Source organism: Stieleria marina, from assembly GCA_007741555.1.
Taxonomy (GTDB): Bacteria; Planctomycetota; Planctomycetia; order Pirellulales; family Pirellulaceae; genus K23-9.
The window spans coordinates 2,440,717-2,454,730 of record CP036526.1 but is presented as its reverse complement, the minus strand read 5'-3'; the positions used below and the strand labels follow the sequence as shown (position 1 = coordinate 2,454,730).

At 54.5% G+C, this 14,014-nt stretch carries 12 protein-coding genes and 1 pseudogene; 6 read left to right on the top strand and 7 right to left on the bottom strand.

Features of this window, described 5'->3' with window-relative positions:
* Positions 1-219: 219 nt before the first annotated feature.
* Entirely contained in the window at positions 220-1,164 is a 945-nt protein-coding gene (locus tag K239x_RS08430; RefSeq protein ID WP_473163573.1) for an aldo/keto reductase, read from the bottom strand.
* A gap of 126 nt (positions 1,165-1,290) precedes the next feature.
* Between K239x_RS08430 and K239x_RS08425 the strand changes: the two genes are divergently transcribed.
* The 6 genes from K239x_RS08425 to K239x_RS08400 all read left to right on the top strand — a co-directional run bounded on the left by K239x_RS08425 (position 1,291) and on the right by K239x_RS08400 (position 7,600).
* The gene (locus K239x_RS08425; RefSeq protein WP_419189826.1) at positions 1,291-2,049 is read left to right on the top strand and encodes a 3-keto-disaccharide hydrolase; all 759 of its coding nucleotides are present in this window, start codon (positions 1,291-1,293) and stop codon (positions 2,047-2,049) included.
* Positions 2,050-2,061: 12 nt separating this feature from the next.
* Positions 2,062-3,105: a Gfo/Idh/MocA family protein gene (locus K239x_RS08420; RefSeq protein ID WP_145417399.1), complete on the top strand. Its 1,044-nt coding sequence runs from the start codon at positions 2,062-2,064 to the stop codon at positions 3,103-3,105.
* 81 nt (positions 3,106-3,186) lie between these two features.
* On the top strand, positions 3,187-4,107 hold the full coding sequence (locus K239x_RS08415) for a ThuA domain-containing protein (RefSeq protein WP_145417398.1): 921 nt from the start codon (positions 3,187-3,189) through the stop codon (positions 4,105-4,107).
* A complete protein-coding gene (locus tag K239x_RS08410) occupies positions 4,104-5,516 on the top strand; it encodes an arylsulfatase (protein ID WP_145417397.1) in 1,413 nt (470 codons plus the stop codon). The genes K239x_RS08415 and K239x_RS08410 overlap by 4 nt, the downstream gene beginning before the upstream one ends.
* A 55-nt stretch (positions 5,517-5,571) precedes the next feature.
* Entirely contained in the window at positions 5,572-6,270 is a 699-nt protein-coding gene (locus K239x_RS08405) for a DUF533 domain-containing protein (RefSeq protein WP_419189825.1), read from the top strand.
* 121 nt (positions 6,271-6,391) lie between these two features.
* Positions 6,392-7,600: an FG-GAP repeat domain-containing protein gene (locus tag K239x_RS08400; protein ID WP_145417396.1), complete on the top strand. Its 1,209-nt coding sequence runs from the start codon at positions 6,392-6,394 to the stop codon at positions 7,598-7,600.
* Positions 7,601-7,658: 58 nt separating this feature from the next.
* Here K239x_RS08400 and K239x_RS08395 read toward each other — a convergent pair whose 3' ends face one another.
* From K239x_RS08395 to rho, 6 genes and pseudogenes are all read right to left on the bottom strand, one after another.
* Complete coding sequence (locus K239x_RS08395; protein WP_419189824.1) at positions 7,659-8,672, bottom strand: DUF1593 domain-containing protein; 1,014 nt, start codon at positions 8,670-8,672, stop codon at positions 7,659-7,661.
* A gap of 63 nt (positions 8,673-8,735) precedes the next feature.
* On the bottom strand, positions 8,736-9,959 hold the full coding sequence (locus K239x_RS08390; protein ID WP_145417394.1) for a glycoside hydrolase family protein: 1,224 nt from the start codon (positions 9,957-9,959) through the stop codon (positions 8,736-8,738).
* A 109-nt stretch (positions 9,960-10,068) separates the two neighbouring features.
* Entirely contained in the window at positions 10,069-11,049 is a 981-nt protein-coding gene (locus K239x_RS08385; RefSeq protein ID WP_145417393.1) for an alpha/beta hydrolase, read from the bottom strand.
* Positions 11,050-11,232: 183 nt separating this feature from the next.
* Positions 11,233-11,625: pseudogene (gene nusB / locus K239x_RS08380) on the bottom strand (transcription antitermination factor NusB); the annotation flags it as partial.
* Between the two features lie 409 nt (positions 11,626-12,034).
* Positions 12,035-12,514, bottom strand: a complete 480-nt coding sequence (ribH, locus tag K239x_RS08375; RefSeq protein ID WP_145417391.1) for a 6,7-dimethyl-8-ribityllumazine synthase — start codon at positions 12,512-12,514, stop codon at positions 12,035-12,037.
* Positions 12,504-14,006: a transcription termination factor Rho gene (rho, locus tag K239x_RS08370; protein ID WP_145417390.1), complete on the bottom strand. Its 1,503-nt coding sequence runs from the start codon at positions 14,004-14,006 to the stop codon at positions 12,504-12,506. The genes ribH and rho overlap by 11 nt, the downstream gene beginning before the upstream one ends.
* Positions 14,007-14,014 lie beyond the last annotated feature (8 nt).

Sequence of the window (14,014 nt, the reverse complement as noted above, 5' to 3'; positions counted from 1 at the left end):
AGGAGGGTAGAGGTAAACGCGGGCGGACATCGACAGAAAGGAAAGTGTCTGATCAAGCTTTCCAGCCGGAAACACTAAACCGACGCGAGGCAAAAACACCGAGTCGAAAACTTTTGCGAGCATCTGTGTGCAAACGCCACGAAGTCCAACGCTGCAACGTCTGCCGCGGTAAATTTTGCTGCGGTCCAATTCGTCCATGGTACCGAACTTGGGGGTGGATCAGTCGTAGATGGGAAAAAAGGTATTGAAGGCTTCCTCGCAAAATTCACCGGGATCGTTGAAGCGGCGGTGCCGATCCAAGCCGTTGATGCTTGCCATTTCTTCGGCCGTTAATTCGAAGTCAAACAACGCAGTGTTTTCTTTCAAACGAGATTCGCTGGTGGTCTTGGGCACGATCGCCGTACCACGTTGAACGCCCCAGCGAAGGACGACTTGTGCGGGAGTCTTCGAATAATTGGCGGCGATATCTTTGACAATCGCTTGCTCAATCACGGCCTCATCCGCTTGCGCCATATTCAATTGAAAATAAGACTGTGCTCCCAAGGGTGAAAAACCTGTCACAGCAATCTGTGACTCGCGACAATAACGCACAAGCTTTTCTTGGACCAAATAGGGGTGCAGTTCAACTTGCAACATGGCAGGTTGAACGCTGGCCTGATTGGAAAGATCACGCAAAAGCGATGTGCCGAAATTACAGACTCCAATCTCACGGACCAGGCCCGCCGACACCGACTCTTCCATCGCCTGCCAGGTTTCGATCAACGGCACATGTTCAGGTTTCATGGCCGGAGACGTGGCATCGGGATCGTCGAACCACCCTGGCGGATACCGCGTGTCGAATGGGACATAGGATTGTGCAATCGGGAAGTGCATCAAATACAAATCCAGATAATCGGTTTGTAGATCCGCCAATGTTCGCTCGAGAGCTGGACGCACGTGTTCGGCCCGGTGGTACGTATTCCACAGTTTCGACGTGATCCAAAGATCCTCGCGTTTCACTTTGCCGCCAGCAATCGCCGCCGAAAACCCATCGCCGGCTTCACGTTCATTGCCATAGTCACAGGCCGAATCGAAGTGACGGTAACCGCAATCGATCGCAGTTTGCACCACGCCAGCAGTCAAATCATTGTCGATTTTCCAAAGTCCTAAGCCAACGGAATCCAAGGATCGTCCGCTTGCCAACTGCGTCAGTTCGATTCCGATAGCACCATCTCCTGTTTCAAATCGATTATTGTGTTGTCACGTTTGTCAGTTTCCACAATGTACTCAATTCTTGCCCACCAGTGGGTTATGACAATGAAGCTAATTTGCTTAACAGGCTTGCTCTTTTTGACGCTGTGTTCACAGGCTGAATCCCAAGACGTTACCGACCTGCCTTCGAACCGATTTGCCGATGCAGCGTCACTGCGCGAGCAAGGTTTTTCGCCGCTGTTCACTGGCACCGATCTGGCGTCGTGGAATTTGCAACCAGGTCATCAAGGGCACTGGACCGTGAAAGAAGGCGTCATTCACTACGACGGGGGAGCGACACAAAAAAAGAGTTTTGACAAGAGTCTTTGGACGAACGACGACTACGGCGAATTGGAGTTCTATTGCGAGTGGCGATTAGCATCGAAACCAAAACTAAAAGAACACCCCATCGTGCTGTGGAACGGTGATTTCTTGATGGACCACAATGGCAAACGCATCACTCGCCCTCATCTCGATGCGGGCGACAGCGGCATCTATTTTCGCGGCCACTTTCACTGTCAAGCAAATATCTGGAGCCAGGAACTTGGCAGCGGGGAAATCAATGGATACCGAACCAACAAGCGTCTGCCGATCAAACTTCGCCAGTCGTGCCTTCCTTTCAAAGTCGCCGACCGGCCGCTTGGAGAGTGGAATACTTTTCGCATCACTCTTCAGGACAATCGCCTGTCCGTTCAACTCAATGGACAGCATGTCGTCCACAGCGATCCGCTACCGGACCTTCCACCGCGTGGTCCGATCGGGCTACAACATCACGGCGACCCAATCGAGTTTCGCAACATTTGGATTCGAGAACTTTAGGAAACGATTTTGATGTCAGATAAACCAGTGAAATTTGGACTCGTCGGCTTCGGCGCTTGGGGACAACACCACGCCAATGCGATCACGGTCACCGAGGGAGCCGAATTGGTTGCGATCGCGGCACGCAGCGACGAATCGGTCGCTGCCGCACGTGCGGCGTATCCCAACGCCACTGTCTACAACGACTTTAATGAACTGATTGCTCGCGATGACCTGGAAGTTGTCGATGTAGTCGTCCCCAGTCACCTGCACCACACAGTCGCGTCCGCCGTGCTCTCGGGCGGCAAACACTTGCTGCTCGAAAAACCCATGGGTGTTGCGTTGGATGAGTGCGATGACATGATTCGCATCGCAAAAGAAAATGACCGTCTGTTTTGCGTCGGACACGAACTGCGTTTGTCATCGATGTGGGGCAAGGCGTACCAGATGATTCAAGACGGGTTCATCGGCAAACCGCTCTATACGTTGGTCGAACTTTCGCGGAACCCGTACCGAATGGGTGCCGAAGGATGGCGTTATGACCTTTCGCGAGTCGGAAGCTGGATTTTGGAAGAACCCATTCACTTTTTTGATCTGGCACGTTGGTACATGGAGCCTTCGGGTCAGCCCGAGCGGATCTACGCAACCGCGAACTCAAAACAACAAGACCACCCCGAATTGCATGACAACTTTAGTGCCATCATGCACTTCAGCGGCGGAGGTTACGCAGTCGTCTCTCAAACACTTGCAGCATTTGAGCACCACCAAACCGTCAAGATCACGGGCACCAAGGGAGCGCTTTGGGCCTCGTGGAGCGGAGCGAAGGATCGCACACGCCACCCAACGTTTTCGCTACGAGCATTCGATGGCGAGGAAGTCACAACGGTGCCAATCGACAAACCGACTGGCGAGCTATTTGAATTAGAAGATCAAATTGCCCGCATGGTCGATGCGATTCGCCGAAACGTGCCCCTTCATTGCACGGCCGACGATGGCCGCTGGTCGGTCGCGATGTGCTTGGCCGCCGAAGAATCGGTTCGCGCGGGACAGACGGTTGAAATGAAAAACTATTTGTAAACCGCTGCCTTCACTGTCCCGATGCCCAATTTTGCTGGACAGATTACGGCAGTGAACAGAGGCACCTACCTAGAGGCCCCCATGAAATCACTTCGCTTCATTCTCACTCTCCTTTTTCTCGGAATCGTTTCGGCACAAGCCGACGATGCCACCGAGAAAAAAATCGTTGTCGTCGCCGGAAAACCATCGCACCCGCCTCGCATGCACGAATTCAACGCAGGAGTGCAACTGCTGAGCGAGTCATTGAAGGACGCGCCCGGCGTGGATCTCACCATCGTCTTAAATGGTTGGCCCGCCGACGAAACCGTGTTTGAAGGCGCCGACGCGGTCATCTTTTACATGGACGGTGGCAAGAAACACGAAGTCGTCAAAGAAGAAGGACGCCGACTAAAGATGGTCGACGAGTGGGCCAAAAAAGGCGTTGGGCTGGGCTTTATGCACTACGGGGTCGAAATATTGGCCGAAGACGCAAGTGCGGAGTTCAAACGCTGGATCGGTGGCCACTACGAAAACATGCACTCGTGCAATCCGATGTGGGAACCAAATTTTGTCACCTTTCCAGATCACCCGATTGCCAACGGAGTCAAACCGTTCCAAATCAAAGATGAGTGGTATTTCAACATGCGATTCGCCGCTGGTATCGACGGGACCAACGCCGCCGAAGTCGAAGGCCTTAAGTTCACGCCAATCCTGGTCGCAACTCCGTCCGACGATGTTCGCGATGGTCCGTACGTGTATCCCAAAGGTCCCTATCAACACATTCAAGCATCCAAAGGTCGGGCCGAGGCAATGATGTGGGCCGTTGAGCGACCTGACGGTGGACGTGGCTTCGGTTTTACCGGTGGCCACTATCACGACAACTGGGGCAACGACGATTTTCGCAAAGTCGTGTTGAACGCTTTGCTCTGGGTCGCGAAAGCCGAAGTCCCCGCAAGTGGTGTGGATTCTTCCGTGAGTAAAGACCAACTTGACGCTAACCTTGATCCCAAGAACAAACGATGACCCGAAAGACTGCTTGCCTAGTTTTGGCCTGCCTAGTTGCGTGTAGCTGCGTCGCCGCAAATGCGGCGGGCAACCAACCCAATATCATCTACATCATGTGTGATGATTTAGGATACGGTGATCTGGGTTGCTACGGCCAAAAAGTCATCCAGACGCCTAACATTGATCGACTGGCCACCGAAGGCATGCGTTTCACCGATCACTACTCGGGGCATACCGTCTGCCGACCTTCGCGACTGGTCCTTTGGACCGGTCAACATGTTGGGCACACAGGTCTGATCGGAAATCGATCGCGCAGCCTGACCGGAACCGAAAAGACCGTGGCACGCTCGCTCAAATCAGCAGGTTACGCCACGGGCGGCGTAGGCAAGTGGGCTCTTGGACATGTCGAAACCCCCAATCAGATCAACAACGATGGCCACCCCAACAACAATGGATTTGATTATTGGTTTGGCTACATGAGCCAGAGCAATGCACATAACTTCTATCCGCCTTTTCTCTGGGAAAACAAAACGCAAGTCGTCTTGCCGGGCAACGTAATTGGTGACTTTCCGAAAGGTCGCGGACGCGTTTCAAGCGAGCGAGAAACGTATTCGCATGACGTGATGACGGACCGATCGTTAAGATTCGTTCGCGAGCACAAGGACAACCCTTTCCTGTTGCACATCCACTGGACAATTCCGCATGCCAACAACGAAGGCGGCCGAGTCAGTGGCGACGGGATGGAAGTGCCGGACTATGGACAATACGCCGATCGCGATTGGCCCAATCCAGAGAAAGGTTTTGCGGCCATGATTAGCCGAATGGATGGCGACGTTGGCAAACTGCTGGCGCTGCTTCAAGAACTGTCGCTCGATGAAAAGACCGTGATCTTTTTCACATCCGACAACGGACCTCACCAAGAGGGAGGTCACCAGCACGAGTTCTTTGACTCCAACGGTCCGCTGACCGGATACAAACGTTCGATGCACGATGGCGGCATCCGCGTTCCCCTGATTGCCCGCTGGCCTGGAAAGATTGCAGCTGGATCTGAATCGAACCACCCTTCGGCGTTCTGGGATTATCTGCCGACCGCCTGCGAACTTGCTGGCGTGGACGCTCCTCCGTCGGACGGCATTTCTTATGCGTCCACTTTGATGGGCAAAACGAACCAACAATCAAAGCACGACTATCTGTATTGGGCCAGCAGCGAAGGCACGACTTCGGTCGGTGTGCGCCACGGGAAATGGAAATTGGTGCAATATCGCCCAGCAAAAAAGAAAGCGAAACCACAACCGACAACGAAGCCCGACTGGCGACTCTATGATTTAGAGACTGATATCGGGGAAACTCAGGATGTTGCTAACCAAAACACTCAAGTGGTTCAAAACATCCTCGGTATGCTCAAACGCGATGGCCTGAATCAGTAGTTCGAACTTTTTTATTTACCAGGGTAAGCCTGGCCGCTATTCGAAGGACGACAAAATGGATGCAGTAAGAATTCTTGGCGCGATGCTAAGCCAACGCGCGGCTAGAAACGGCGGACGAGGAGCAGTGCTGGGCCAAGTTCTTAACGGTGTCGCGGAAGCCCACGACGCTCGCATGCACCAGCAACAGCATCGTGACCCACGCTTCGACCACTCCCGGCACCCACCGCTAGAACGAATGGTGCGTGATAGCGTGTCACGCTACCACCACGGAGGAGGCCAACTGTATCCGCCTGGATCGCAGTGGGTCAATCAACACCGTCCCGCCAAGCCGCCTACCGTTCGCGGTGTTCCTCGCCCTCGCCATGATGATCACGATGACCATCGCCATGGCAGCGGACTGGGCTACAACCAGCGTGCTGAACTGCTGACACTGGCCATGATCATGGCGGCCCAAGCCGATGGAAAACTGGACGCTGCCGAACAAGACAACATCGTGCAGCAACTGCAACCGCTCGATCGTGCCGAATCTGATTTTCTGCGTCGCGAATTTGGTCGACGTCATGACGTCCACGATTTCGTACACAACGTTCCGGTGGGAATGGAGTACGAGGTGTACCAGGTATCGCTGATGGCGATGCATTTGGACACGAAACGTGAAGCCGACTACCTGCGTTCGCTGGCCGAGTGCTTGCGCATCGAACCGCAAGTCTGCAACCAAATTCATCAACGCGTCGGCGCACCAACGTTGTACTAAAGATCGAACGCAACGCTGCTCTCCGACGGGAGACGACGCACGTGAACTCGGCTGCTTGATCCTGGCCCAGCGGCTGCAAAGCCGCTGATTGAAACCCCAGCATGTTGATGAGGTTTAAGCGATGCGTCCATTCCTGCTGCTCTGCTTGACGTGCACCTTGGCCCAGGCCGAAACCTGGCCTCGTCACACGGTTGATTCAGCGTTTCAGGGTGCTGATGGCGTCCGGCTTGCTGATTTCAATCACGACAGATTTCCCGACATCGTGACGGGGTGGGAAGAGTCTGGCGTTATTCGGCTGTATCTCAATCCCGGCCATGAACTCGCATCAAGCCCCTGGCCCGCCGTGACGGTAGGCGTTGGCAAGTCGCCAGAGGACGCGGTCGCATTCGACTTTAACAATGACGGGCAACTAGAAATCATCAGTTGCCATGAAGGCAAAACGCGACAGGTGCTCGTCCACTATTGCACGCCAGGTTTCGCCATCGATCAACTACTGGAAAAAGACGCCTGGCAGACCAAGCGAGTGGCCAGTCTGGACGGCCAAATGTGGATGTACGCCATTCCAATCCTATTGCGAGACCATCGGCGTGCCGTTGTCCTTGGCTCCAAAGGCGCCGGTGCATCCATCACGCTGTTGCTGCCACCTCCGGCCGATCCAGCACAGCAATCCATTGCAGCGTTCCCAGTCAGCGATATTCGATTGACCAAAGTGCAGCGAAACGATGCGTCGCTTGCAGACTGGAGTGCCGTCAAACTGCGGTCGGCTGGCTGGATCATGTCACTTGAAATCATCGACATGGACCTTGACGGAGATCACGATGTCGTGGTGAGCGACCGAAAGGGCAAGCAGCGAGGCGTTTTTTGGCTGGAGCAACCCAACAATTCCCCGAGCGATCCCTGGACGGAACACTCGATCGGTGGCAACGAGCATGAAACCATGTTCATCGACGCTGCCGACAATCAAATTCTCGCTACGACCCGCAATCGGCGATGGGTCAAATTTTCGCAGAACAGCCAGTCGTGGATCAAGAACGAGTTTCCCAATCCACCGAACGTGCCGTTCGGAAAATCGATTCGCAAACTGGGCAAGGACGTATTCTTGATGACGGCCAATACCGTGGCTGACAGAATCCAATCACCCAGGCCAGGAATCTGGATCAAGTCAGCAGATCAGCCTTGGACGGCAATTGACCACACACCCCATGCAAAATTTGACCGAATGGAACTGGTCGACCTGGACGGGGACGGCGACCTGGACGTCCTGACCTGTGAAGAGCGCCGGAACCTGGGGGTCATCTGGTACGAAAACCCGGGCATGGGAACTGACTGACGTCTAGCTGCTTAACGAGTGCACAACGATCCTCCAACGTCTCGTGCCAAGCAACGATTCAACGACACCAAGCTATTCGCTTCCGGAAGTCGTTTTGAAAATCAGCTCGCCAGTGACTGACAGATTTACGCGCGACGTCGCCTCCTAAGTCATCATCTCGATAGCGCCCATCCAACGCCTTTCGAAATTGCCCTCCCCAACCTGGCTGCGTTGGATCGGCGGGGACATTGCCGCCTCTGGGCAGAAAGAAAAACCACGACGGGGTGTCGCCTTCTTTCATACAACCGTGTGGATTTGGTGCGGTCCAAGTCTTGATCGGATACAGCGCCCCCAGTGGTCCAGCCGAGCGGACATTTTGCTCGATCCAGTCGCGTGACGTCAGCGATTCATCGCCACCGTAGTACATGCCGCGAAAGCTTGCGTCGCGTTTGTCGGTGCCTTTGGCCGCCTTGCTAACGATGTAAAACATGCCAGGAAATTCGCTGTACATCCAATCGCCAATTCCGTCTTGATCAGCGATGTCATACACGCGAAAACGCTTTACAAATTGCGCCAGCCCCTTTTCACCGCGGTCGCGTTTGACTCGCCAAAGGGCTTGAGCAAGATCCGTCTGGCCGCCCCAAATCGCAATGTTCAGCAGCTTTTTCTCGGTGCCTGCGTCCACTTGCTGAATGATCCAACGCGATCCTTCGGTATCGTGGCCCTCCCCGATGTGATCGCGTCCACGATGCGGGTTGCCCGATTTGATTTTGGCAAAAAGCTGATCGGCAGTGGGCCAACGATCTTCATGTCGCTGCAATTTTGGACGCACCTCTCCATACGCCGCCACGATCGCACGAATCAGATCGGGGCGAACAACTGCCGTTTTCAACTCGCCTGGTGTTCCCGACGCGGTCGCGATGATCCCTTCCGTCTGGAATGCATTTGCGTAAACCATCAGGCGCACCAAGGATTGCTGGTCATCAGGGTCCCCACCGATGTCCGTCAACACAAGCAACCGAGGGCGTGGCTGGGCAGCGTTGACGCTTGAACTGGCGAGCAACAGCAACAGAATTGCGAATGTCCGAATCAACGTCTTGCTCCGAGAGCGGGTAACTAACTGCTGAGCCGTGGTCTTCGCCACCCCCAACATTGTTTAGAACGAAAAACAGCTGTGCTCTGTCGGGTCTTCGCGATCGAGCGACAAAAGTGCCAACATCAAGTATCCGATGCCATCTGCGGCATCGCAACGGTCTACACCAACCCGACTGCGGAACATGCCGCAGTCTTCGACAAAGAGCCGATCGATCGCATGATCTGCAAGCGATTGCGCTCGGTCCATCAGGTCAGCGTTTGCCAAGAGTTTCGATGCACGAACAAGAAAATGAATCGCCCGCCCATAAATTTCTGCGTCTGAATATTCTTCATCGGGGCGTCGCGTCGTCTGCGCAACCGCCTCGCCGATTTGAATCGCCGCATGCTGGCTTGCCTCCGATCCAAGCTGCCCGAAAAACGAAAGCAACGATTCGCCAATCGCCAGTGTCGATCGACTAACCACAAAAGGTGCGGTCGACTTTTCAGAAAATTGCGAGACGATCTGCTCCGCCAGTGCGTCTGCATGTCCCGTCCCCATGGAATTCAAATCTTCGCTCTCTAGCCTGCCAGCATTATCAAGACAGCATACCGCGAATCGGAACGGCAGCGGCGAAACATCACGAGACATTACCCGACGACGGAGATTGGTTGAAGACAAACCATCCTTCAAGAGTCTTTCGATTTGTCGTCGATCGGCCGGATGCGAACCGTCGGTTTTCGTAGCCAGCCAAGCCAATGACACGGTGGCATGGAGAACTTCACGCGGCGTCAGCTGCTTTTCTGTTTGAACCCTCGCTACTTCGCCCCGGATTAAACGCTCCGTATTCTTAGCATCAACGCTCCACATCGTTTCCCAGGCAGGCGTGTGCGAAAAATCGATCCGTTTGTCCAATGGCACGGACCGAAATTGATCACCGGATGCGTGCCAATAGAAACTTTGGAGATCATCCAGATGTGAGTTCTGCCCAATCAGATGCCCCCAAGTGCGCAGATATTCGTTTGCCGAATCGCTGTAGCACTTGCACGCTGAACGTGCAGCGACAGCATGAGCCGCGACTAACATCGGCTGATCAGCGTACCAGTAAGCACCCGGCACATAGCGAATGTCGTTGACCGCTTGCTCGCTTGGCAATTGCAGCATTTCGTTGGTGCCGATGTCCAACGATGCCATCCAGAGCCCCGATCGAGTGGAGCCGTAACGGTCAAGCGAATAGTGAATCAGGCGATCGAAATGAGTTTCGACGCACTCAAAATAGCTCGTCTCTTTTGCGATCGGAACTGGCACAGGCGGCCCCTGCGTAGCCGCCCCCTGTGCAGCGGCCCGGTCGGCCAACATTGTTGCTGCCGAACCACAGACAAATGCCCGACGCGAAATTGCTCCCACAAATTTCCGATCAATGAACTCGGATCGGGATTCCTTGCTGTCCATCATGTGCATCCCAGGTGGCGGCTTTGACAAAGTTTTTTGCGTGAAAACGGATAATACTCAAAGCCTCGGATTCATAAATCTGCTTAGCGGAGTGCTCTGCTCCCGGTACGACAATCCGCCCGTACTTGATCCCCAGTGAGTCCAGAAATTTCATGTAGGCCAAATTGTTTTCGTAATTAATCCCTTTGTCGCCCACAAATAACATCCAGCGGACAACGGGAGTCTTTCGTTTGGCGTAAGTGCGAGCCAGATCCCAAGTGTTGTCGCCCGCGGCGAATCGCAAACCAGGATTTTCGTACCCGTCCTCTTCGCTGATTCGTTTTTCGGCCTCGTAACCGCCACCACCCGCCGCGGCGCTACAAAACAAGCCAGGGTATCGAAGCGACAATCGCATCGTGCCTCGCCCACCCTGGGAAAATCCTTCCAAGGCTCGTCCCGAGCGTTTCGCAACCGTTCGATACGTCGCATCGACATGAGGAATCAGCTCTTTGACAAAAACACTGGCGCCCTGTTTGCTGGGGTCACCGGGCATGTTGTAGTGGCTGACCGGTCCACCGTTGACGAAAACATAGATCGCTTGCGACACGTCGCCGTCATCCATTGCAGCGTAGATCGTGTCTGCCAGCCTGATGCTTTTCAGTTCGTTGCCGGGGCGACCACCATGCAGATAGTAGACGACCGGAAATCGAACATCCGGTGACCGCTGGTAATCCGGGGGCAGCATGATCACGTAGCCGACATCGATGTCCATCGACGAGCTTCGGAAAGTTGCGTGCGTCAGAGCCGCGTGGTGTTTTTCGGGAAGTGGATTCACCCACTGAAACGGCGCTGATGCTTTCTTCTTTTTCGTTTTGGCTTTTGAAGTCGCGTCTTCTTGCGCCGCACAGGTAACCGACAGAAGACCCACTGTGAAGAGGAACGAAGCGACACGTAATGACGAATTCATACAGCGATGCTCAGGCAGGGGACACGAGTCGATCTGATCCAACAACGATGCGGAACCAAGGTTTCACTCCGAGGCACTGTCACCCATTGTCGTATCGGTTGTCGCCGATTCCGTCTCGGGCTCGGCATCCGACTGATCAGCCGGATCATCAACTAGAGATTTTAACGTTCCCTGCTCGAACGATTTGAGCAAACGATCCAAAATCCCGTTTACAAATCGAGTGCTGTCTTTGTTTCCGTAACGCTTGGCCAGCACAATGGCTTCGTTGACTGCGACACGACCGGGAGCTTCGCCAAACAGAATCTCAAACGCTCCCAGACGCAGGACGTTGCGATCGGCGACTGCCATTCGCGGCAATGACCAGTGAGTGGCGACCAATGAAAGATGCCGATCGATCTCGGCGCGTCGTTCGAGAGTTCCCTGGAAAAGCTGAAACGCAAATTCCGTCAAAGCCTTGCGGCCCTGGAGCCGTGAACGGATGAACTTTTTGGCCGCTGCATCTTCGCGACAGTTGTTCATGTCCGCTTCATACAGCAGTTGCAAAACGATTTCGCGAGCACGCCGGCGACTGGACATCTTGTTTCAAATTTTGATTGGGAAAGATCGGTACGTTGAAGCGTGAAGTTTAGAGGGTCGTCGAAAGTCGCAACACCCGGTGCGATTATCAGCGCAGTTGCTCGCAACCTAAACACGACCGCAAATTTGACTGACGCGTCGCTCCTGCCGACAACTGCCGATCGCCCCATCGGCCGACAACCTCTCCCAGGGGGGTGAAGAGGGGAGCCAAAAGCATAGCGCCCAACCGAACACTGGGCTGCCATGTCGCCACTGCCCACCATGATGAACAAAACGCGACCAATACAAAAGGCAGCCTCCGCGCCGCGAGCCATTCGCTGGCACAGGCACTTCACGTGCCCAAGACGTCGCTGCACCGCAGAGGCAATATCTCAAAACAAACAGCCGTCCAGGCTCAGGCTGCAAACGCTTACATCTTGGCCATCAGCCGCAGTAGTTCCAGCACCGCTTCGGCGGATTCGATGCCTTTGTTGCCGACGTTCCCGCCGCTTCGGTGCAGCGCTTGCTCGGTCGTGTTGCATGTCAGCAGCCCGAACGCGATCGGAGTTTGGGTTTCGATCCCCATGTCCATCAGCGCAAGGCTGACGGCACGATTGATGTGTTCATCGTGCGTCGTTTCGCCTTTGATCACACAGCCCAGCGCGATTGCTGCGATGACTTGGGTATCGGCCAGCGTACGTTTGACGATCGCCGGGAGCTCCCAAGCCCCAGGCACACGGATCACGCGGATTGATTCAGCTCCATAGCCAGCAGCCTGCAAGGTTTCGACGCTGCCACGGACCAGCGAATCGCAAATGCCTGCGTTGTAGCGACTGGCGACGATCACGATCGTGCCCTGAGGCAATTCTCCCGCGATGCCAGTGAGTTGGGTAACAGCTTCAGTCGACATCTTTGACACTCATCAGAAATTCGGCGTTATTTTGAGTTTGGCGAAGTTGTTTGACAAGCGATTTCATCGCGTCGGCAGGCGACAGTTCTGCGAGTGCTCGACGCAACGAAGAAACACGTTCAAATTCGTCCTCGTCCAACAACATCTCTTCGCGACGCGTGCCGCTGGCGCTGATATCAATCGCTGGGTAGATCCGCTTGTCGACCAGTTCGCGATCCAGAACGATCTCCAGATTACCGGTGCCTTTGAATTCTTCAAAGATCACGTCGTCCAGTTTGCTGCCCGTGTCGACCAAGGCAGTCGCCAAGATCGTGAGCGAACCACCTTCTTCGACCTTACGCGCGGAACCGAATAACGACTTCGGTTTCTGCAGGGCACCTGCATCCAAACCGCCCGAGAGGAGTTTGCCGGTCGATTCTCCATCACTATTGTGGGCGCGTGCCAGACGCGTGATCGAATCCAAGAAAATCACTACGTCGATGCCCGCTTCGACCATTCGCTTGGCCTTTTCGTTGACCATCTGAGCAACTTGAATGTGTCGCTGCGCGGGTTCGTCAAACGTACTACTGATGACTTCGCATTTCGGACCACGAACTTCCCGTTCCATGTCCGTGACTTCTTCGGGACGTTCGTCGATCAACAGCACAAAGACGTATGCGTCGGGAAAATTCTTCAGCACCGCTTTTGCCATCTGCTGCATCAAGATGGTCTTGCCCGCTCGGGGTGGGCTAACAATCAAGCCACGTTGACCGAATCCGATCGGCGTCAGCATGTCGACGACACGTGTGCTGATTTCTTTGGCGTCGTGCTCCAAGATAATCCGCGTACTTGGATGCAGCGGCGTCAGTTCGTCAAACGGAATCGCAGCACTTTTCTGGGTAGGATCGCGCCGATTGATTGCCTCGATACGAAGCAGCGCAAAGTACCGTTCGTTTTCTTTGGGCGGACGAATTTGCCCCGCAACATGGCTCCCCGTTTGCAAACCAAATCGACGAATTTGGCTGGGCGAAACGTAGATGTCGTCCGGACAAGACAGGTAGTGGTATTCGGCACTGCGAAGAAAGCCGAACCCGTCAGGCAAAATTTCCAACGTGCCTTCGCCATACATCAATCCATCGCTCTTCATGCGATGTTTCAAGATGCTGAAGATCAGCTCTTGCTTGGACACACCACGGATTTCGCTGATGCCTTCGGTTTCCGCCAGTCGCATCAGCTCTTCATGCTGCATGGCTTGAAGCGATGCGATGCTGAACGCTGGTTTTCGTCCGTCAGAATCCGGGATCCCAACTCGCTGGCCAGCCTTGTTGGCTTCGCTAACGATTTCTTCGGGAAGAGAAAGAGGATCACGTTCCGCGTCAAGTTCGCGGACGCGCTGATCGACTTCTTTATCGGGGTGACGAGGACGATGGTTGCTGTTTCGGTAACGCTGATACTCGCGAGGACCTTTCGCGCGCTGGTTACCTCCGTCCCGGGAGGGCCTATCGGATGTCATGAGATTTA

Bases quoted from the DNA above. Each gene is read 5' to 3' on its own strand.
- K239x_RS08425 (WP_419189826.1), top strand. From the start codon at position 1,291: ATGACAATGAAGCTAATTTGCTTAACAGGCTTGCTCTTTTTGACGCTG.
- K239x_RS08420 (WP_145417399.1), top strand. From the start codon at position 2,062: ATGTCAGATAAACCAGTGAAATTTGGACTCGTCGGCTTCGGCGCTTGG.
- K239x_RS08415 (WP_145417398.1), top strand. From the start codon at position 3,187: ATGAAATCACTTCGCTTCATTCTCACTCTCCTTTTTCTCGGAATCGTT.
- K239x_RS08410 (WP_145417397.1), top strand. From the start codon at position 4,104: ATGACCCGAAAGACTGCTTGCCTAGTTTTGGCCTGCCTAGTTGCGTGT.
- K239x_RS08405 (WP_419189825.1), top strand. From the start codon at position 5,572: ATGGATGCAGTAAGAATTCTTGGCGCGATGCTAAGCCAACGCGCGGCT.
- K239x_RS08400 (WP_145417396.1), top strand. From the start codon at position 6,392: ATGCGTCCATTCCTGCTGCTCTGCTTGACGTGCACCTTGGCCCAGGCC.
- K239x_RS08385 (WP_145417393.1), bottom strand. From the start codon at position 11,049: ATGAATTCGTCATTACGTGTCGCTTCGTTCCTCTTCACAGTGGGTCTT.
- ribH (WP_145417391.1), bottom strand. From the start codon at position 12,514: ATGTCGACTGAAGCTGTTACCCAACTCACTGGCATCGCGGGAGAATTG.
- rho (WP_145417390.1), bottom strand. From the start codon at position 14,006: ATGACATCCGATAGGCCCTCCCGGGACGGAGGTAACCAGCGCGCGAAA.